The 20,575-nt window shown below is 61.3% G+C and carries 13 protein-coding genes and 1 pseudogene; 8 read left to right on the top strand and 6 right to left on the bottom strand.

What is annotated here, in order from left to right; all coding sequences use genetic code 11:
- Window positions 1-9: 9 nt before the first annotated feature.
- Both OQ248_RS10955 and OQ248_RS10950 read left to right on the top strand, forming a co-directional pair.
- Window positions 10-2,979 (top strand): autotransporter outer membrane beta-barrel domain-containing protein, encoded by a 2,970-nt coding sequence (locus OQ248_RS10955; protein WP_265812838.1) that lies wholly within the window; start codon window positions 10-12, stop codon window positions 2,977-2,979.
- A 628-nt stretch (window positions 2,980-3,607) separates the two neighbouring features.
- Window positions 3,608-4,636 (top strand): annotated as a pseudogene (locus tag OQ248_RS10950) (autotransporter outer membrane beta-barrel domain-containing protein); the annotation flags it as partial.
- A 104-nt stretch (window positions 4,637-4,740) separates the two neighbouring features.
- Here OQ248_RS10950 and oadA read toward each other — a convergent pair.
- Both oadA and OQ248_RS10940 read right to left on the bottom strand, forming a co-directional pair.
- A complete protein-coding gene (gene oadA, locus OQ248_RS10945) occupies window positions 4,741-6,549 on the bottom strand; it encodes a sodium-extruding oxaloacetate decarboxylase subunit alpha (RefSeq protein WP_096817122.1) in 1,809 nt (602 codons plus the stop codon).
- A gap of 11 nt (window positions 6,550-6,560) precedes the next feature.
- Complete coding sequence (locus tag OQ248_RS10940) at window positions 6,561-7,976, bottom strand: acetyl-CoA carboxylase biotin carboxylase subunit (protein WP_085708794.1); 1,416 nt, start codon at window positions 7,974-7,976, stop codon at window positions 6,561-6,563.
- A gap of 191 nt (window positions 7,977-8,167) precedes the next feature.
- Between OQ248_RS10940 and OQ248_RS10935 the strand changes: the two genes are divergently transcribed.
- Window positions 8,168-9,130 carry a LysR family transcriptional regulator gene (locus OQ248_RS10935; protein ID WP_085708793.1) on the top strand — a complete coding sequence of 321 codons (963 nt, stop codon included), beginning with the start codon at window positions 8,168-8,170 and terminating at the stop codon, window positions 9,128-9,130.
- Here the strand turns inward: OQ248_RS10935 and OQ248_RS10930 are convergent.
- From OQ248_RS10930 to OQ248_RS10920, 3 genes are all read right to left on the bottom strand, one after another.
- Complete coding sequence (locus OQ248_RS10930; protein WP_085708792.1) at window positions 9,072-9,284, bottom strand: hypothetical protein; 213 nt, start codon at window positions 9,282-9,284, stop codon at window positions 9,072-9,074. The two genes, OQ248_RS10935 and OQ248_RS10930, sit on opposite strands and share 59 nt — an antisense overlap.
- Window positions 9,285-9,392: 108 nt before the next feature.
- Complete coding sequence (gene hexR, locus OQ248_RS10925) at window positions 9,393-10,259, bottom strand: transcriptional regulator HexR (protein WP_007954250.1); 867 nt, start codon at window positions 10,257-10,259, stop codon at window positions 9,393-9,395.
- Between the two features lie 150 nt (window positions 10,260-10,409).
- Window positions 10,410-13,283 carry a GGDEF domain-containing phosphodiesterase gene (locus OQ248_RS10920; RefSeq protein WP_265812837.1) on the bottom strand — a complete coding sequence of 958 codons (2,874 nt, stop codon included), beginning with the start codon at window positions 13,281-13,283 and terminating at the stop codon, window positions 10,410-10,412.
- 259 nt (window positions 13,284-13,542) lie between these two features.
- On the opposite strand from OQ248_RS10920, the gene uvrD reads away from it, so the two are divergent.
- The 4 genes from uvrD to OQ248_RS10900 all read left to right on the top strand — a co-directional run bounded on the left by uvrD (window position 13,543) and on the right by OQ248_RS10900 (window position 17,908).
- Entirely contained in the window at window positions 13,543-15,726 is a 2,184-nt protein-coding gene (uvrD, locus tag OQ248_RS10915; protein WP_114886442.1) for a DNA helicase II, read from the top strand.
- A gap of 141 nt (window positions 15,727-15,867) precedes the next feature.
- The gene (locus OQ248_RS10910) at window positions 15,868-16,308 is read left to right on the top strand and encodes an EamA family transporter (RefSeq protein WP_265812836.1); all 441 of its coding nucleotides are present in this window, start codon (window positions 15,868-15,870) and stop codon (window positions 16,306-16,308) included.
- A gap of 175 nt (window positions 16,309-16,483) precedes the next feature.
- Window positions 16,484-17,362 (top strand): Tim44 domain-containing protein, encoded by an 879-nt coding sequence (locus OQ248_RS10905; RefSeq protein WP_085708789.1) that lies wholly within the window; start codon window positions 16,484-16,486, stop codon window positions 17,360-17,362.
- 138 nt (window positions 17,363-17,500) lie between these two features.
- Complete coding sequence (locus tag OQ248_RS10900; RefSeq protein WP_007995855.1) at window positions 17,501-17,908, top strand: SMI1/KNR4 family protein; 408 nt, start codon at window positions 17,501-17,503, stop codon at window positions 17,906-17,908.
- Between the two features lie 21 nt (window positions 17,909-17,929).
- Here the strand turns inward: OQ248_RS10900 and OQ248_RS10895 are convergent, their stop codons facing one another.
- A complete protein-coding gene (locus OQ248_RS10895; protein ID WP_085708788.1) occupies window positions 17,930-19,693 on the bottom strand; it encodes a cation:proton antiporter in 1,764 nt (587 codons plus the stop codon).
- A 283-nt stretch (window positions 19,694-19,976) separates the two neighbouring features.
- Here OQ248_RS10895 and OQ248_RS10890 point away from each other — a divergent pair, with 283 nt between their 5' ends.
- Entirely contained in the window at window positions 19,977-20,459 is a 483-nt protein-coding gene (locus OQ248_RS10890) for an acyl-CoA thioesterase (protein WP_003229693.1), read from the top strand.
- The last annotated feature ends 116 nt before the right edge of the window (window positions 20,460-20,575 follow it).

The following is a 20,575-nucleotide window of genomic DNA, read 5'->3' as shown; positions in this document are numbered from 1 at the left end:
GTTCTCCCCATGCCGCTCCCGCCCCAGCGCCTGTCGCTCGCCACCGCCCTGTTGATCGCCACCAGTGCCGCCCACGGCAAAAATGTCGTGATCGACACCGCCACCACCGCGTCGCAGACATTGGGCGGGAGCGACACCCTGACGATTTCGGCGCCGGGCAGTATTACCAACAGCGGCAAGGCTGTAAGCCTCAAGGACAGCACCAGCGGTGCGGGCGTGATTATCGACAACGCCGGCAAGATCATCTCCACCGGCGGCCGGGCCATTGACAGCAGCGGCGACCTGACCCAGGCGCGCAATTACGCGATCTACAACCGAAGCGGCGGGCAGATTCTCGGTTCCAACGACGCGATTCGCATCGACAGCAACTTCGTCAGCGGCAGCCTGTTGATCGACAACAGCGGCACCATTCGCTCGACCACAGGCCAAGGGCTGGATCTGGATGCGCTGCGCAGCGACGGGGTCAAAACCACCATCATCAACCGCGCGGGCGGGCTGATTCGCGGTGACGCCAGCGACGGCATGAAGACCGGCGCCAATGCGACCATCAGCAACTACGGCGAAATTTCCACCGGTGATTCGCACAACGCCGACGAGAAGTTCGACGGCATCGATATCGACACCGCGACCGGCGTCAGCGTGACCAACTACGGCGTGATTTCCGGCGGCCGCCACGGCATCACCACCGACCTCGGCGCGACGCTGGTCAACTACGGGCAGATCACCGGGCGCAACGGCTCCGGTTTCGGTTCCGACGGCGACGGCACGGTGATCAACCACGGCACCATCACCGGCGCGTATTCAGGTTTGCAGCCCAACGGCGACGGTGACGGCGTGGACATCGACAAAATCGCCCACATCGAAAACTACGGCACCATCCAGGGCGTCGGCGCCGGCGGCGTGGACAAAGGTGGTTTTGCCAACGGCAGTGAAGGCATCGCCCTGGGTGGCGGTTACATCCTCAACGCCAAAAGCGCGCTGATCAGCGGCGCCAACAGCGCGATTCTGGTGGACGATGGCAGTGGCGGTTCAGGGTTGGCAGCCACCACACTGGAGAACTACGGCACCATTCAAGGGCTCGACGGTTTCGGCGTGAAGTTCGTCGGCGAGTTCGCCGACAACGTGATCAACGGCGGCACCATCAGCGGCAGTAACGGCCTGGCGCTGGACCTGGGCGGCGGCAACGACAGCCTGACCCTGCGCAACGGCAGCCGGTTTATCGGCATGGTCGATGGCGGCACTGGTTATGACCGCGTGGTGATGGATGACGCGGCGGGCGGCAGCTTCGGTGCCAGCCGCAATTTCGAATGGCTGGAAGTCAGGCAAGGCGCCTGGACGCTCACCGGCAGCGGCGATTTCAGCGACGGCGGTGCCGTGCGCAACGGCGCGACCCTGATCAACCAGGGCGGTATCGCCGGCAACCTGACCGTAGACGCTGGCGGCGTGTATGCCGGCGGTGGTTCGGTGGGCAACCTCAACGTGAATGGTACGTTGCGCACTGACACCCGACTCGGCACGGCTACCATCGTGCACGACTTGAACATGGGCAGCGCAGCCACCCTCGCCTACGGTGTCAACGCCGATGGCAGCAGCGCACCGGTCCAGGTCGGTGGCACGGCCAACCTCAACGGCGCAACGCTGGCGGTCAATCCCGGCAGCGGCACCTATCCGTGGCAGAGCCAATACACGGTGTTGCAGGCTGCACGGGTCAACGGCACGTTCGGCGCGGTCACCAGCGACTACGCGTTCCTCACCCCGACCCTGACTTACACGCCGACTCAGGTCGACCTGACCTACACCCGCAATGACGTGGCGTTCAATGAGTTCGCCGTCACCGGCAACGGCAGCAACGCCGCCAACAGCCTGGCCTCGATGGGCAAGAACAACGCGCTGTACAACGCGCTGTACAACGCGCTGCTCAACACCACTCAAAGCAGCGCAGGCGCGGCCATCGAACAACTGGCCGGCGCCAGCAACGCCAACCTGACCAGCGCCACCCTCGGTGCCAGCAGCCAGGTGGGCAACAGCATGCTCTCGGCGATGCAGCAGATGGGCGGCAGTCCCGGCTTGATGGTCGGCCTTGATCAGCGTGATACACCGATCCTCGCCGCCAACGGCATACCGTCCGAAGCGCGAAACCTGAATGATCCGAACGCTCGGGGCCGACTCTGGCTGCAAGCCATCGGCGGCTACGGCAAGCTCGATGGCGAACACGGCAACAGCAGTCTGGAACAGCGCACCAAGGGCAGCGTGCTCGGTGCCGATTGGGCGCTGAATCCACAATGGCGACTGGGTGTACTTGGCGGTTATTCGAAGACCGATCTGGACGCCACCGGTGTCGATGGCAATGTCGAGAGCTGGCATGCCGGGGTCTACGCCCAACACCAAAACGGCCCGATCGCCCTGCGCCTGGGCGCGGCTTACAGCGGTCATCAAGGCGAGAGCAAACGCACGGTCGCGTTCAACGGTTTCAGCGATCGGCCCAAAGGCGATTACGACGCCCACAGCCAGCAGGCCTTCGCCGAACTCGGCTACGCCATGGGCAGCGGCCGTTTAAGCGCCGAACCTTACGCCAGCCTCGGTTACCAGCGTTATCACCGCGACCGCTATCAGGAAAAGGGCGGCGCGGCAGCCTTGCAGGTCGACAGCCAGACTCAGGACAACTTCAGCAGCACCGTCGGTCTGCGCCTGGCGCACCTGAACGCGCTGGAAAACGGCATGAGCCTGACCCCGCGCATGGCGGCAGGCTGGAAGCACACCTACGGCGATGTCAGTAGTTCGACCCGTCAGGCATTCGTCGTTGGCGGTACAGCGTTCAATGTTGATGGCAGCTCGCTGGATCGTGACAGCCTGGTGCTGGAAGCGGGGCTGGATCTGGGTGTTTCGGCGCGGCATACGCTGGGGCTTGGTTACAGTGGCGAGATTGGCAGCAACAGTCGCAATCACGGGTTGATCGGGCAGTGGCAGATGAGTTTCTGAGGCCTCGCCAATCGATACTTCAGCGGGTGTTGTAGGCAAAGGCGTCTGGTCGATCGGGTAAACGAGCGCGGACTCATCACTCGCTACCGACCGGGCTACAAAAGCAGACGTCATCGCCTGCATCCTGATCGGAATCACCCGGCATCGGCACACCCACCTCGACTTTTACAGTTCGGCCTCATCCTTCGAGAGGTCGAACTGCATGCCCATTCAATGCAAATACAAGCTCAAGCATCTTGTTCTCGCGGTTGCACTGGCTATCGGTTGCGTAGAGTTTTCGCTGGCGGAGCAGTCGGAGCCTGACGCGCCCGTCGTAAAAGAAGTGAAACCCAGGAGCCCGCGCAAACCTCCTAAGGAGAAACCTGCTCCGCTGAATCTCGCTGAAGAAACAGTGCGTGAGGAGAGGATCTCTCCGCCACCAGGAACAATCCCCGTCAGTACTGAGATTCCGGCAGTACCCGCTCCCACATCCAACAAAGTCGCCACGACCGAGAGCGGCAGCGCGCTCGAAGAAAGTCTCGAAAAACCAGCGCCCTCACCGGAACCGGTTCTGACCGAAACGCCCGCAGCCCAACAAGCCCAGGTGGTTGACCAGCTACCGTCAACGGATTCCCCTCCATCCGCCGGCAATGCAGCCATCGAAGCCGTGCTCGCAGCCGACGAATCCACGGCCGCCCTCGCCTACGATCAACTGGCAGGCGGCAGCAATGCCAATCTCGCCAAGGCAACCTTGAGCAGTGTCACGCCGGTCAGCGCCAGCCTGCTGTCGGCCATGCATCAACTCGATGGCATCCATGATGCTCAGGGAAACACTCCACTTCATGCGGCCGGAAACGCAGACAGCGGCAGGGTCTGGCTGCAAGCCCTCGGCCATGGCGGCAAACTGGATCGCGATGTGGAACCCATGCAGCATTCCACCAAAGGGTTACTGCTCGGTGCGGACTGGCGTCTCGACGAAGCATGGCGACTGGGCTTAATGGGCGGCACCTCCGACACACGCATGGACAGCAAGGAGCTGGACGGCGATCTCGACAGTTGGCACATCGGCGCCTACGCCTTGCGCCAGACCGGCCCGCTGTCACTTCGGTTAGGCGCAGCCTGGAGCAACCATGAAGGCAGTACCCGCCGCGAAGTCGCGTCCGGCCGCTTCCATGACCGGCTCAAAGGCAACTACCACGCCAGCACCCGGCAAGTGTTCATCGAGTCGGGGTACAACCTTGGTAGGGCCAGCGTCAGCATCGAGCCATTTGCCGGAATCGGCTACGAGCGCTACCAGCGTGACGGCTACACCGAGAAAGGCGGGGATGCAGCGCTCAAGGTTCATGCTCAATCCCAGGGCAACTTCAACACCACTGTCGGCTTGCGCATGGCGAAAGTCAGTACGCTGGATAACGGCATGCGCCTCACCCCACGATTCAGTGTTGCCTTGAAACATGTCTCGGGCGAAACCTACACCAGCACCCGCCAACGTCTGGCCAAGGGCGGCCACGACTACACCGTTTACGGCGCCGAACTGGATCGAAACAGCCTTAAACTCGACACCGGGCTGGATCTGGCAATCTCGAACAACCACACATTGGGTGTCGGACTGTCCGGAGAAATCGGCACCGACAGCCGAAACCACGGCGTATCAGGCCAGTGGCGAACGGCGTTCTGAGTCCGGACGGGTTGCTGCCGCACATTGCGGCAGCACTTTGAAAGCAAAAAAAAGGGGAGCACATGCCCCCCCGAGGTTTAAAGCGTTGTATCGAGGCCGTTATCTCAGCCTTCGATCTCGATCAGGATTTCACCCGGGTTCACCCGGTCGCCCTTGGCAACATGAATGGCAGTGACCTTGCCGGCAATCGCGGCCTGGACTTCGGTTTCCATCTTCATCGCTTCGGTGATCAGCACAGCCTGGCCGGCCTTGACGGTGTCGCCTTCCTTGACCAGCACATCGACGATGTTGCCCGGCATGGTGGTGCTGACGTGACCTGGTGCCGAAGCTTGCTTGCGCTTGCTGCTGCCGCCACCGACGAATTCGTTGAGCGGCTCGAACACCACTTCTTCCGGCATGCCGTCGATGGACAGGTAGAAGTGGCGCTTGCCTTCAGCCTTGACGCCGACACCGGTGATGTCCACGCGGTAGGTTTCGCCGTGGACGTCGATGACGAACTCGGTCGGTACGCCTTCGCCGCCGGCCGAAGCCACCTTGCCCGCTTCCGGGATCGGCAGCAGCACTTCCGGGGTGAGAGTGCCGGCAGCACGCTCTTCGAGGAACTTGCGGCCGATATCCGGGAACATGGCGAAGGTCAGCACGTCTTCTTCGGACTTGGCCAAGGCGCCGATGTCGGCACGCAGCTTGGTCATTTCCGGCTTGAGCAGATCGGCCGGGCGTACATCGATCACTTCCTCGCTACCGATGGCCTGGCGACGCAGCTTCTCGTTCACGGTGCCCGGCGCCTTGCCGTAGCCGCCTTGCAGGTAGAGCTTCACCTCGTTGGTGATGGTCTTGTAACGCTCGCCGGCCAGCACGTTGAAGAACGCCTGAGTACCGACGATCTGCGAAGTCGGGGTCACCAGCGGCGGGAAGCCGAGGTCTTCACGTACGCGTGGGATCTCCGCCAGCACTTCATTCATGCGGTTGAGCGCGCCCTGCTCTTTCAACTGGTTGGCCAGGTTGGAAATCATCCCGCCCGGTACCTGGTTGACTTGAACGCGGGTGTCGACAGCGGTGAATTCGCTTTCGAACTGGTGGTACTTCTTGCGCACGGCGTAGAAGTACAGACCGATTTCCTGCAACAGCTCCAGGTTCAGACCGGTGTCGAACTCGCTGCCCTTGAGAGCTGCAACCATCGACTCGGTGCCCGGGTGGCTGGTGCCCCAGGCGAAGCTGGAGATGGCGGTATCGATGTGGTCGGCACCGTTTTCGATGGCCTTCAACTGGCACATCGCGGCCAGACCGGCGGTGTCGTGGGAGTGGATGAACACCGGCAGCGATTGCTCGGCTTTCAATGCCTTGACCAGCTCGCCCGTCGCATACGGGGTCAACAGGCCGGCCATGTCCTTGATCGCCACCGAGTCGCAACCCATGGCTTCCATCTGCTTGGCCTGGGCGACGAAAGCGTCAATGGTATGCACCGGGCTGGTGGTGTAGGCGATGGTGCCCTGGGCATGTTTGCCGGCAGCCTTCACCGCTTCGATGGCCACGCGCAGGTTACGCACGTCGTTCATGGCGTCGAAGATGCGGAACACGTCGATGCCGTTGACCGCAGCCTTGGCGACGAACGCCTTGACCACGTCATCGCTGTAATGGCGATAGCCCAGCAGGTTCTGACCGCGCAGGAGCATTTGCAGACGGGTGTTGGGCAGCGCAGCGCGCAGTTGGCGCAGGCGCTCCCACGGGTCTTCTTTCAGGAAGCGTACGCAGGCGTCGAACGTCGCGCCGCCCCAGACTTCCAGCGACCAGTAGCCGACCTTGTCCAGCTTGTCGCAGATCGGCAGCATGTCTTCGGTGCGCATGCGGGTGGCGAGCAGCGATTGGTGGGCGTCGCGCAGGATGGTGTCGGTTACGAAAATCTTTTTAGTCATTGTTCTATTCCTCACAGGCCTGCGTGGGCGGCAATGGCGGCGGCGATGGCCAGGGCCAGCTCTTCGGGTTTGCGCTTGATCGAGTAGTTGGTCAGTTCAGGGTGGCTTTCAACGAAGCTGGTATTGAACTGGCCGCTACGGAATTCCGGGTTGCGCAGGATTTCCTGGTAATACGCGGCGGTGGTCTTCACACCTTGCAGACGCATGTCGTCGAGGGCGCGCAGACCACGGTCCATCGCCTCTTCCCAGGTCAGTGCCCACACAACCAGTTTCAGGCACATCGAGTCGTAGAACGGCGGAATGGTGTAGCCGGTGTAGATCGCCGTGTCGGTCCGCACGCCCGGGCCGCCGGGGGCGTAGTAACGGGTGATCTTGCCGAAGCTCGGCAGGAAGTTGTTTTTCGGGTCTTCGGCGTTGATCCGGAACTGCAACGCAAAACCGCGATGCTGGATGTCTTCCTGTTTCACCGACAACGGCAGGCCGGAGGCGATGCGGATCTGTTCACGGACGATGTCGATCCCGGTGATTTCTTCGGTGATGGTGTGTTCCACCTGCACCCGGGTGTTCATCTCCATGAAGTACACCTCGCCCTCGGCGAGCAGGAACTCCACGGTGCCGGCATTCTCGTAACCCACAGCCTTGGCCGCGCGCACCGACAGGTCGCCGATGTAGGCGCGCTGTTCCGGGGTCAGCTGCGGGCTCGGGGCGATTTCGATCAGCTTCTGGTTGCGGCGCTGGATCGAACAGTCACGCTCGAACAGATGCACCACATTGCCAAAGCTGTCGCCGAGGATCTGCGCTTCGATGTGCTTCGGATTGACGATGCATTTTTCCAGGAACACTTCTGCCGAACCGAAGGCCTTGGTGGCTTCGGAAATGACCCGGGGGAAATTCTGTTCGAGTTCTTCGCGGCTGTTGCAGCGACGGATACCGCGACCGCCACCACCGGAGGTGGCCTTGAGCATCACCGGGTAACCGATGCGGTCGCCCTCGCTCAACGCTTCTTCAATGCCCGAGACGTTGCCTTCAGTGCCCGGCGTGACCGGCACACCGGCCTTGATCATGCTGCGGCGCGCTTCGGTCTTGTCGCCCATGCGGCGGATGACTTCCGCCGACGGGCCGATGAATTTGATCCCGCGTTCGGCGCAGATCTCTGCCAGCTCGGCGTTTTCCGAAAGGAAACCGTAGCCGGGGTGCAGTGCATCGCAACCGGTTTCCACCGCCAAGTTCACCAGCTTGCGCGGGTTGAGGTAACCGGCCAGCGGCTCGGCACCAATGCTGTGGGCCTCGTCCGCACGCTTCACATGCAAGGCATGGCGGTCGGCGTCGGAAAAAATCGCAACCGAGCGAATGCCCATTTCGGCGCACGCACGCACGATTCGTACGGCAATCTCACCACGGTTGGCGATCAGGATCTTTGTTATCACTTGGAGGTTCCCTTGAGCCGGTGGTACCCACGACCTGCTAGACCCAGGTCGACGCGTGACCAAATGTTTCAATCTGGTCGCGGCTTCACACTAGCGCTCACAAGGGATTAACAAAAATGAATAAAAATTGGGTCAGGCATAAGTAAAGACTTATAGTCATTGCACCAGCCAGCGGCCAGAGTCGGTAGAAAATGCGTAAGTCCTTGATGCGTATGACATTGCGTCAATTGCAGATCTTCAACGAAGTGTGTGATTTACGCTCCTACAGCCGCGCAGCCGAGGAAATGTCTCTCACACAACCGGCCGTCAGCCTACAGATTCGTCAGCTTGAAGAGCTGATCGGGCAGCCGCTGTTCGATTACGTCGGCAAAAAACTCTACATGACCGAGGCTGCCGAAGCACTCCAGCGTGCCAGTCGCGACATCTTTGGCCGTCTGGAAAACCTCGACATGCAGCTGTCGGACATGCAGGGATCCTTGCAGGGCCAATTGAAACTGGCGGTGGAATCCAGCGCCAAATACTTCGTGCCGCACTTGTTTGCAGCCTTCAAGCGCCAGCATCCGGAGGTGAACCTGCAATTGACGGTGGTCAATCGCGGCCAGGTGATTCGCCGTCTCTCGGACAACCGCGACGACCTGGTAATCATGTCGATGGTGCCGCAGGACATGGGCCTGGAGTTCCTCCCCTTCCTCAACAATCCGATCGTGGCAACCGCCCGACCGGACCATCCGCTGGCACACATGGGACCGCTGCGCCTGCAAGACCTTGAGCCTTACACCTTGCTGATTCGCGAACCCGGTTCGGGAACACGGCTAGCCTGCGAGGAATACTTCAAGGAAAAACGCGTGCACTTCACCCAGACCCAGGAAGTGGCGTCGGCTGAAGCTCAGCGCGAGTGCGTTTTGGCGGGTCTGGGCGTAGCACTGTTGACGCGCCACGCCCTGAACCTGGAGCTGGCGACCGGCGGCCTGGTGGAGCTTCCGGTCGAAGAGTTGCCGCTGTTTCGCAGTTGGTGCCTGGTGCAAGCCAAAGCCAAGCGCCTGTCACCGGTGGCGCACGCCTTCCTGGCGTTTATCCGCAGCGAACGGGTGCAGATCAGCGCGCTGGTTGAGCGCTTCGACGGGAAGCTGCGGGAGCTGCCTGCCAGTAGTTGAGTTCGATGTCCTCGGGAAAATCGCTGATTTCGGTCTGAAGCTGACGAAGTTCGAAGCGATCTTCGATGGCGCGGCGGAACTCCATGCGGCGCTGGTCTTCCTGCTGACGACGGGTTTTCGCGGCGCTGTTGCGTTCTTCGTAAGGCTGAGCCATTTCGAGTCTCCCAAGGCGAGTACGGGAGTTTCACGATAGGCGCGGGCGATGACGGTTTGGCTTCGCCGGGGTTACAGGCAGATGAAGATTGCCTTCACCCCATGACTTTCAGTCATCCAGCGCTTTCACCGACTTGGGCGACAGCCGCAAGCTGCGCAGACTGCGTTTGACGCTCTTGAGGTGGTTGACCAGGCTCGGCCCGCGCGCCATGGCCACGCCCATGGCCAGCACGTCGATCACCACCAGGTGAGCGATGCGCGAGGTCAGCGGTGTATAGATTTCGGTGTCTTCGTGCACGTCGATCGCCAGGTTGACGGTCGACAGCTCGGCCAAAGGCGTCTGGCTCGGACACAAGGTGATCAGCGACGCACCGCTTTCGCGAACGAGGTTGGCGGTGATCAGCAGGTCCTTGGAACGGCCGGACTGGGAAATACAGATCGCCACGTCGGTGGGCTTCAGCGTTACCGCCGACATCGCCTGCATGTGCGGGTCGGAATAGGCCGCCGCCGTCAGCAGCAGACGGAAGAACTTGTGCTGCGCATCCGCCGCCACCGCGCCCGACGCACCAAAACCGTAGAACTCGACACGCTGGGCCTGGGACATCAACGTCACCGCACGCTGCAACTCCAGCGGATCGAGCTTCTCGCGAACCTCCATCAGCGTGTGCAACGTGGTGTCGAAAATCTTCAGACTGTAGTCAGCGACGGAATCGTCTTCATGGATCGCGAACTGACCGAAACTGGCGCCGGCCGCGAGGCTTTGTGCGAGTTTGAGTTTCAGGTCCTGAAAACCGGAACAGCCGATGGCACGGCAGAAGCGCACGATGGTCGGCTCGCTGATGCCGACGCTGTGGGCCAGATCGGCCATGGAACTGTGCATCACTGCCGCAGGGTCAAGCAGCACGTGGTCGGCGACCTTGAGCTCCGACTTGCGTAACAGGTGACGTGACTGGGCGATGTGTTGCAGCAGATTCAAGGGGCTGGACTCTTGTTATGGAAAGATGTGCTTTGGCCAGATGCCGGGGATGTAGCAAGCTTGTAGTTATACTACATGAATTGGCTTTTTGCCTGCTCAATGCGTAACTGGATCGCCCCGGATCAGGCGACATGCACTGCATGTAGCCCTTTAACGGGGATTTGCCTGCCGGCCCAACAAGCCAGCCAGACCGGCTGCCTCCACTGGGCGGCTGATCAGATACCCCTGCACTTCGTCGCAACCCTCGGCCTTCAAGAACTCAAGCTGCTCCGGCCGTTCGACGCCCTCTGCCACTACTTTCAGCGACAACCCATGAGCCATCGCAATGATCGCGCGGGTGATCGCCGCGTCCTCGCTGCCCTCCCCCAACCCGCGGATAAAGGCTTGATCGATCTTCACGTAATCCACCGGGATCCGTTTCAGATAACTCAGCGACGAATAGCCGGTGCCGAAATCATCGATCGCCAGCTTCACCCCCAGATCCCGCAGTTGCTGGAAGGTGGCGATGATGTGTTCGACGCTGTCGAGCAACTGGCTTTCGGTCAGTTCCAGTTCGAGGTAGTGCGGCGCCAGCCCGGTTTCCTCCAGCACCTGCCGTACCAGACTGACCAGTTTGCCCTGACGCAATTGATGCACCGACAGGTTCACCGAAACCCGGATCGGCTCCAGCCCCTGACGCTGCCATTCGCAGGCCTGCCAGCAGGCCTGGCGCAACACGAACTCGCCGATCGGCCCGATCAGTCCCGTCTCCTCTGCAAGACCGATGAAGTCCCCCGGCGGCACCCGGCCCATGGTCGGATGATCCCAGCGCACCAGCGCTTCGGCCGCGTTGAGACGGCCGGTTGCCAGGCACAGTTTCGGTTGATAGAAGACGTTGAGCTGCTTGTCCTCAATGGCTTTGCGCAGCTGGTTTTCCAGTTGCAGACGCTCCAGCGTGCTGGCTTGCAGGCTGTCGGTGTAAAACTGGAAGTTGTTGCCGCCCAGGTGTTTGGCATGCTGCATCGCCATGTTCGACTGACTGACCAGCGCGGCAACCTCCCGGGCGTTGTCCGGCAACATGCTGATGCCCATCGAGGCGCTGACCACCAGCTCATGCCCTTCCACCGTCAGCGGCAGGCGCAGCTTGGCCGACAGCCGCGTGGCGACCCGCGCCAGACTCGACAGATTGCCATAGGCATCGAACAACACCGCGAACTCGTCGCCGGATAACCGGGCGATGGTGTCGGCCTCCGGCAAGGCACTGACCAGACGCCGCGACATTTTCTGCAGCAACTGGTCGGCTATCTCATGACCGAGGCTGTCGTTGAGCAATTTGAAGCGATCGAGATTGATGTGCAGCAGTGCCAGACTCCGGCGCCCGCCCTGCCGTACACGCTGATGGGCTTCGTGCAGGCGTTCGCGGAACAGCGAACGGTTGGCCAGACCGGTAAGTTCGTCGTAGTGCGTCAAATAACGCATGCGTTCTTCGGATTCGCGTCTTGCCGACAGATCGGCGAAGAAGCCGACGATATGACTTACATTTCCCCGACTGTCGCGTACCGCATTCAATTGCAGCCACTGTGGATACAGCTCGCCGTTCTTGCGGGTCTCCACCAGTTCGCCCTGCCAGCTGCCGTGCTGCTCCAGCGCGTGGCGAATGGCGACGTAATGCCGCCGGGCGTCACGACTGCACGGCAGTTCAACGACATTGCGCCCGAGCATGTCATCGATGTCATACCCGGTAACCCGGCTGAAGGCCTGATTGATGGCGATCAGCGAATAGTTCGGGTCGAGGATAACGATGCCTTCGCTGGCCGCTTCGAACACCGTAGCCGCCAGTTGCTGCTGGGCCTCCAGGCTTTTGCTGACACTGATGTCGCGCCGGGTGCCCACCATGCGGATAACCCGCCCGCTGTCATCGCGCTCCACCGCGCGCCCTCGGTCTTCGATCCAGACCCAGTGGCCGTCGCCATGGCGCACGCGGTACTCGATCTGATAATCCTCGGTGCGCCCCTTCAGATGCTCGATCAACGCCCGTTTAAGCGGTGGCACATCTTCCGGGTGCAGCCGGGGCCGCAGATGCCTGAGCAACCCAGTGACGTATTCCGGATCAAGGCCGAACAGTTCCTGAATCTGCGTGTGGTGAACTTCGTCGGTCTGCAGGTTCCAGTCCCACAGCCCCAGTTCACTGGCCTTCAACGCCAGGGCCAGACGCGCTTCGCTTTTGCTCAGGGCCTGGTTGGCGGCATCCAGTTCGCGGCTGCGCTGGGCCACCCGGTCCTCCAGTTCGACCTGGGCTTCGCGTAACTTTGCTTCGGCACAGCGCCGCTGTTCGATTTCCTTCGCCAACGCCTGGTTGAGCAGTTCGCTGCGAGATTGGGCCTGTTGCAAGTGTTCGATCAGATGTTGATTCTGGAAGCGTCGCAGCAAACCACGGTCGATCAACCGGTTAACCTGCCACGCCACCACACTCAGGGAACCGAGCAGGATCAGCCCGAGCCAGCCCCAGCCCCGCGCCAGTTCGTCACCACCCCAGAACAAATAGCCGATGGCCGGCAGCAGGCACGGCAAGGTAAAGGAAAGAAACGCCGGAATACTCACGGCGTAGGCCACGCTGGCCGACAGGGTTGCGGCGCCGATCAGGCCGAACACCCACGCCTGCTGCATGAAATTGTCGGCCGGGACCAGGGCGATGCCGGCGCCGGCCAGGGTCAGGCCGGTCATGGTCGAACCGAGCAGGAACATCCGGCCCCAGATCGGCTGGGCCTGGCGGTCGGGGATCGCTGAATCGAACGCAGCGACCTGAATCACCCGCAATGCCACCAGCGACAACAGCCACACCAGCCAGACGCTGACCACGAAATAACGCTGCGGGCTCCAGAGCAGACCGGCGCAGACCAGACCATTGATCAACATGAACAGGGTGGGTAACAGCGAACCCTGATATAGAAGGCGCGTGCGCTCGACCGCCATCTGGGTGGCGTAATGCTTGCGGATTACCCGGGGTTCCACAGAGGGGCCCGACAGGTCGAAGCTGAGGGTCATAGGCAACGTTCTTGTTCTTATAAGTGTGAGCATGCGCCCGGAAACGTGGACGGAGCATACACAAGCCCAACCACTTGCCAAACTGCTCCAGATCATAATTTCGCCGAAACTTTTCGACCTCCCGTCACCCGCAAAAGCCCCGACGCCAGGCGGGCCAACGCCTGTAGCCAGTGACCGACCGGTCGTCATCGGCAGCACTTTCATCGGCTAATGCAAAGCTCGGTTTGCCCGGGCCTGCGGCGCACCCTAGAATGCCCCGATGCGCGATGATCTCTCCCTTCTGCTGAACTCCCTCAACGATGCCCAACGCCAGGCCGTAGCGGCTCCCGTTGGTCGTCAATTGGTCCTGGCCGGTGCCGGCTCAGGCAAGACCCGAGTGCTGGTGCACCGTATCGCCTGGTTGATCCAGGTCGAAAACGCCTCGCCCCATTCGATCCTGTCGGTGACCTTCACCAACAAGGCCGCTGCCGAGATGCGTCACCGCATCGAGCAATTGCTGGGGATCAACCCGGCCGGCATGTGGGTCGGCACCTTCCACGGCCTGGCACACCGCCTGTTGCGGGCGCACTGGCAGGAAGCAGGCTTGAGCCAGACCTTCCAGATTCTCGACAGCGATGACCAGCAACGTCTGGTCAAGCGGGTGATCCGCGAGCTGGGGCTGGACGAACAGCGCTGGCCGGCCCGTCAGGCCCAATGGTTCATCAACGGGCAGAAAGACGAAGGTCTGCGTCCGCAGCACATTCAGGCCAGCGGCGATCTGTACCTGGCCACCATGCGCGGCATCTATGAGGCCTACGAGGCGGCCTGCCAGCGTGCCGGCGTCATCGACTTCTCCGAACTGCTGCTGCGCGCCCTCGACCTGTGGCGCGACCATCCGGGCCTGCTGGCCCACTACCAGAAGCGTTTCCGCCACATTCTGGTGGACGAGTTCCAGGACACCAACGCCGTGCAGTACGCCTGGCTGCGTCTGCTGGGCAAGGGTGGCGACAGCCTGATGGTGGTCGGCGACGACGACCAGTCGATCTACGGCTGGCGCGGCGCGAAAATCGAGAACATCCACCAGTATTCTTCCGACTTCCCGGATTCCGAGACCATCCGTCTGGAGCAGAACTACCGCTCTACCGCCGGCATCCTGAAAGCCGCCAACGCCCTGATCGCCAACAACACCGGGCGGCTGGGCAAAGAGCTGTGGACCGACGGCGGCGACGGCGAAGCGATCAATCTGTACGCCGCGTTCAACGAACACGATGAAGCACGCTACGTTGTCGAAACCATCGAAAGCGCGCTGAAAACCGGCCTGGCTCGCAGCGATATCGCGATTCTCTACCGCTCCAACGCCCAATCCCGCGTTCTGGAAGAAGCCTTGCTGCGCGAGCGCATTCCGTACCGCATCTATGGTGGCCAACGATTCTTCGAGCGGGCTGAAATCAAAAACGCCATGGCCTACCTGCGTTTGCTGGAAGGTCGCGGCAACGATGCGGCGCTGGAACGGGTCATCAACGTCCCGGCTCGCGGCATCGGCGAGAAGACCGTCGAAGCCATCCGTGAACATGCGCGCCACAGCGATGTGTCGATGTGGGAAGCCATGCGCCAACTGGTGGCCAATAAAGGTCTGACCGGTCGTGCGGCCGGCGCCCTCGGTGCGTTTATCGAGCTGATCGAGAACCTCGCCGCCAAGTGCGCCGAGATGCCGTTGCACCTGATGACCCAGACCGTCATCGAGCAATCCGGCCTGATCGCCTACCACGAAGCGGAAAAAGGCGAGAAAGGCCAGGCCCGGGTGGAAAACCTTGAGGAACTGGTCAGCGCCGCGCGCAACTTCGAGAACACCGAAGAAGACGAAGACCTGACGCCACTGGCGGCGTTCCTCGGCCACGCGTCGCTGGAGGCCGGCGACACTCAGGCCGACGAGCACGAAGACAGCATTCAGTTGATGACCCTGCACAGTGCCAAGGGCCTGGAATTCCCTTACGTGTTCCTGGTGGGCATGGAAGAAGGCCTGTTCCCGCACAAGATGAGCCTGGAAGAACCGGGACGTCTTGAAGAGGAGCGTCGCCTGGCTTACGTCGGCATCACCCGGGCCATGCAGAACCTGGTGATGACCTACGCTGAAACCCGACGCCTGTACGGCAGCGAAACCTACAACAAGGTGTCGCGATTCGTACGGGAAGTGCCGAAAGGTTTGATTCAGGAGGTACGCCTGTCGAACAGCGTCAGCCGACCGTTCGGCGGCAACCAGTCGATGAGCGGCAGCAACCTGTTCAGCGGCAGCGAGATCCCGGATACCGGCCTGAGCCTCGGCCAGGCTGTGCGGCACTCGATCTTTGGCGACGGCGTGATCCTCAATTTCGAGGGCGCCGGAGCTCAGGCACGGGTGCAGGTGAACTTCAGCGAAGGCAGCAAGTGGCTGATGCTGGGTTACGCGAAGCTGGAAGCCATCTAAACGCCGGCTCTGCTGTTCTGTGGGAGCGAGCCTGCTCGCGAATTGGAGCGCCGCGTTTATCTGATAAACCACGGTGCAGCCATCGCGAGCAGGCTCGCTCCCACATGGATTCATGCAACCCTTACCGACAGGACAACATCCATGGGCTCTGGCTTCTTTTCCTCCTGGACATTCTGGGCCCTGCTCTCGGCCACCTTCGCCGCGCTGACGGCGATCTTCGCCAAGGTCGGCATCGAAAACGTCAACTCCGACTTCGCCACCCTGCTGCGCACCATCGTGGTACTCGTCAGCCTGGCCTTGATTTTGTACGCCACGGGCCAATATCAGTCCCTGGGGTCGATCTCTGCCAAAAGCTATCTGTTCCTGCTGTTGTCGGGGTTGGGTACCGGGGCTTCGTGGCTGTGCTATTTCCGCGCCTTGAAAGCCGGGCCAGCCTCGCTGGTCGCTCCGGTGGACAAGCTCAGTGTGGTGCTGGTGGCGGTGCTCGGCGTGATCCTGCTGGGCGAGAAACTCGACCTGCGCCAATGGGGCGGCATCGGTCTGATCACCGCGGGCGTGGTGATGTTGGCGTTTCGACGCTGATCCATTTCCCACTGAACCTACATCCTTTTCCTACAGACAAAAGTACATAGCCTTATTGCCTCGACCGAGCTGAACGTAACCTGTCAGGCAAAAGCCCGAAACACTCTCTCGCTAGCCAGTGACACTTCAGCTGTGCAACATGGCGCGCGTGTCTCCACAAACGGGAATTCCCTTTATGAAACGTTTTCTTAGCATCGCCATGGCGTTGTGCATCGGCCTGACGATGAGCCTCGACGCCAACGCCAAGCGCTTCGGTGGTGGCAAAAGCGCCGGCGCTGCGCCGACGCACCAGACCAGCCAGATGGCTCCTTCTTCCCCAGGCATGGGCGGCGCGGCTGCGACCGCTGGTGCTGCCGGTGCCGCGGGCGCTGCTGCCAAGGCTGGCGGCGCTTCGAAATGGCTCGGCCCTCTGGCCGGCATCGCTGCCGGCGGCCTGCTCGCTTCCATGCTAATGGGCGGCGGCTTCCAGGGCATGCAGATCTTCGACATCCTGATCATGGCCGTGATCGCCTTCGTGATCTTCCGCTTCATCGCCGCTCGTCGCCGCAAGCAGCAAGAGCAGTTCGCGCCGGCCGGTGCGCCGATGCAGCGTGAAGTGTTCGAGCAGAAACCTGCCGCCATGGGTTCGATCTTCGGTGGTTCGGCCGCTCCGGCTGCCGCCCGTCCGGTGATCAACGCACCGGCCTGGTTCAACGAGCAGCGCTTCCTCGAAGCCGCCCGCAGCCACTTCCAGGCGCTGCAGCAGCACTGGGACGCCAACGAAATGGACAAGATCGCCGAGTTCGTGACTCCGCAAATGTTCGAGTTCCTCAAGCGCGAGCGCGCGGAACTGGGCGATGCGTTCCAGTCCACCTTCATCGAAAACCTCCAGGTACAACTGGACGGCGTGGATGACCGTGCGGACAAGACCATCGCCACCCTGACCTTCAACGGTGTGTCGAAAACCTCGCGTTTCGACCAGCAGGGCGAAGTGTTCAGCGAAAGCTGGAACATGGAACGTCCACAGGGCGACAACCAGCCTTGGCTGGTTGCCGGTATCCGCCAGAACGGCTGATCACCTCCGACGTTTTATCCGCTGCAATAAAAACCCCGGCCTCGGCCGGGGTTTTCTATTTCGCGGTTGCATCTATAGCGAGCTACTGTATAAACCGGCCCATATAAACCGCGCCATTCAAGCAAGAGGATCCCGGACGTGGAAGAAATCATCGAACAACTGCGCGAAGCCAACGAACCCGTGCCGGTTCCCCTGGAGTTGCCCGACGAAGACCAGTTGGTGGAAGTCGAAGAAGAACTCTTCATCAACATCCCGTTCGTCTTCAAGGAATTTCTGCTGACCGTCAGCGACGTGGTTTACGGCAGCCTGGAGCCGGTGACCGTCACCGACCCGCAGTCCCACACCTATCTGCCGGATGTAGCCGCCAATGCCTGGGATGCCGGTGTGCCGCGTGACCTGATCCCGATCTGCCAGGACGGCGACAACTACTACTGCGTCGAAGAAGACGGCACCGTGGTGCTGTGGTCCGGCGAAGAAGAGCTGATCACCGAAGAGTCCTGGGAATCGGTCTGGCACTGGGCCCGGGACGTCTGGCTGGAGAGCTGATTCCCCAGCCGCCCCGCCGGGTCAGTGCCCCGACGATTCCTTGTGGTTGTCGAGGGTTTCCAGCAGGGCCACCTGCATCCGCGTGTGCACCCGGATGAACCAGCGCCAGAGCAGCGCCGCCACGGCGGCCGCGACCACGGCAACCAGCACCAGCAACTTGTTGGTCGGCAGGATACTGGCCGACAAGGCTGCCAGCAGCAGGAAAATCACCAGCAGCGAGAGAATCGGGATCACTTCGGCGATCACCCGGCGCACTCGCTGTGTGTGACGCCCCGCCATCTCCGGCTTCACGCCCATCTCCGCCAGCAGCATCGACAGCGCCTTGAGCTTGCGATAGGCCGCAATCAGGAACGGCAGCGACAACAGCAACGCCCCACCCCAGATCAACGCCTTCTGCCAGCTCGGATCGCTGATCCAGTCCTGCAGCCAGGTCGAGAGACGCCCGGCAAAGAAAGCGCCGGCAAAGAAGATCGCAATCACCAGCGCCAGATTGACCCCGACCTGCAGCAGAATCCGCCGGATCATCGACGCCAGCATCGCGCCTTCGCCCTGCGGCTGAATGCTGCGCAGCCATTCGCCGTACATCCCGAACACCCGCCCGAGACGCTGCGGCATGGCGGCGGACAACTTGATCGACAGTGGATCGGCGGCGCGGATCAGGTACGGCGTCAGTAACGTGGTAATCACCGAAACCGCCACGGCCACCGGATACAGGAAGTTGCTGGTTACCTGCAGCGTCATGCCCAGCGCGGCGATGATGAAGGAGAATTCGCCAATCTGCGAAAGACCCATCCCGACCCGCAGCGAGGTGCGTCCGTCATTGCCGGCGATAAACGCACCGAGGCCGCAGGACAACATCTTGCCCAGCACCACGGCGACGGTAATCACCGCAATCGGCCACGCGTATTGCAGAAGGATCATCGGATCGAGCATCAAGCCGATGGCAACGAAGAAGATCGCACTGAACAGGTCGCGAACCGGCTCGATCAGGCGCTCGATCTTCAGCAATTGCCGCGACTCGGCCATGATCGCGCCGATCAGGAACGCGCCGAGCACCATGCTGTACTCAAGCTTGACCACCAACAGGCAGAAACCGAAACACAGGCCCAGCACGGTGATCAGCAGCATCTCGTTGCTTTCGAACTTCGCCACATAGGCCAGCAATCGCGGTACCAGCAGAATGCCGATGACCAGCGCGACGATCATGAACAGCGAAAGCTTGCCGACCGTGGAAAACACTTCGCCGGAACTCACTGTGCCGCTGACCGCGATGCTCGACAGCAAGGCGATGATTCCAATGCCGAGAATGTCCTCGACGATCAACACACCGAAGATCAGCTGGGCGAAGCGCTCGTTTTTCATCTTCAGGTCGTTGAGCGCCTTGACGATGATGGTGGTCGAGGAAATCGCCAGGATTGCGCCGAGGAACAGCGAATCCATGGTGTTCCAGTCGAACCAGCGGCCGATTTCGTAGCCGATCCAGATCATCAGGATGATTTCCAGGAACGCCGCGATGAACGCCGTGGCCCCGACCTTGAACAGTTTGCGCAGGCTGAACTCCAGACCCAGGCAGAACATCAGGAAAATCACCCCCAGCTCGGCGAGGGTCTTGATGGTTTCTTCGTCGTGGATCAGACCGAACGGAGGCGTGTGCGGGCCGATGATGAAACCGGCGACGATATAGCCGAGCACCACCGGCTGCTTGAAACGGTGGAACAGCACGGTCACCACACCTGCGACCAACATGATCACTGCCAGATCCTGAATGAAACTGATGGCATGCATGGCGTGGGCTCCTTGAATGACGATGCTCGCGGCAGGCGTCTGAAAACGTCTGGGCGAGCTGAGTAAAAATCCGCTTTAGGTGTAGGAATCGCCCTTGGGGTGGGCTTTTGCAGGGTAACACCGCGACTTCCGGCTGAAAGGCGGTGCAATATATGGAAACAGATCGATCCGGGCGTGACGGCGGCCAGTTGCCCGGCGTCCCGATAACGGTGGTTTTGAAAAGCGACCAGGCACCCGCAGAGGTGCTTCTTCCAGCAACCCTGCCTTGACCCGTGAGAACGTTATGGAACCCGGAAACGCCCAGCTGTCGATGACGGTACTGATGACCCCTGACATGGCCAACTTCTCTGGCAATGTCCACGGCGGCACCCTGCTCAAATACCTCGACGAAGTGGCCTACGCTTGCGCGAGCCGCTACGCCGGCCGCTACGTGGTGACCCTGTCGGTGGATCAGGTGATTTTCCGCGAGCCGATCCATGTCGGCGAACTGGTGACCTTCCTGGCGTCGGTCAACTACACCGGCAACACCTCGATGGAAGTCGGCATCAAAGTGGTGACCGAGAACATCCGCGAGCGCTCGGTACGCCACACCAACAGCTGCTTCTTCACCATGGTTGCCGTGGACGATCAGCGCAAACCGGCCGCCGTGCCGCCACTACAGCCGCAGAACAGCGAAGATAAACGCCGCTACATGCAGGCCCAGCAGCGCCGGCAGATTCGCCAGGAACTGGAAAAGCGCTATCAGGAAATCAAGGGCGACGCCTGATCAGCCCTTCGATCAATGGCGCTCTGTAGATAGCTTTCGCGGGCAAGCCCGCTCCCACAGGAGGAAAGCACTCCAAATGTGGGAGCGGGCTTGCTCGCGAATGAGGGCAACGCGGT

The organism is Pseudomonas sp. COW5 (assembly GCF_026240005.1).
GTDB classification, from domain to species: domain Bacteria; phylum Pseudomonadota; class Gammaproteobacteria; order Pseudomonadales; family Pseudomonadaceae; genus Aquipseudomonas; species Aquipseudomonas kribbensis.
This window is presented reverse-complemented; position numbering and strand designations above follow the sequence as displayed.

Bases quoted from the DNA above. Each gene is read 5' to 3' on its own strand.
- OQ248_RS10905 (WP_085708789.1), top strand. From the start codon at position 16,484: ATGAAACGTTTTCTTAGCATCGCCATGGCGTTGTGCATCGGCCTGACG.
- OQ248_RS10955 (WP_265812838.1), top strand. From the start codon at position 10: ATGCCGCTCCCGCCCCAGCGCCTGTCGCTCGCCACCGCCCTGTTGATC.
- OQ248_RS10895 (WP_085708788.1), bottom strand. From the start codon at position 19,693: ATGCATGCCATCAGTTTCATTCAGGATCTGGCAGTGATCATGTTGGTC.
- OQ248_RS10920 (WP_265812837.1), bottom strand. From the start codon at position 13,283: ATGACCCTCAGCTTCGACCTGTCGGGCCCCTCTGTGGAACCCCGGGTA.
- OQ248_RS10935 (WP_085708793.1), top strand. From the start codon at position 8,168: ATGCGTAAGTCCTTGATGCGTATGACATTGCGTCAATTGCAGATCTTC.
- oadA (WP_096817122.1), bottom strand. From the start codon at position 6,549: ATGACTAAAAAGATTTTCGTAACCGACACCATCCTGCGCGACGCCCAC.
- uvrD (WP_114886442.1), top strand. From the start codon at position 13,543: ATGCGCGATGATCTCTCCCTTCTGCTGAACTCCCTCAACGATGCCCAA.
- OQ248_RS10930 (WP_085708792.1), bottom strand. From the start codon at position 9,284: ATGGCTCAGCCTTACGAAGAACGCAACAGCGCCGCGAAAACCCGTCGT.
- OQ248_RS10910 (WP_265812836.1), top strand. From the start codon at position 15,868: ATGGGCTCTGGCTTCTTTTCCTCCTGGACATTCTGGGCCCTGCTCTCG.
- OQ248_RS10890 (WP_003229693.1), top strand. From the start codon at position 19,977: ATGGAACCCGGAAACGCCCAGCTGTCGATGACGGTACTGATGACCCCT.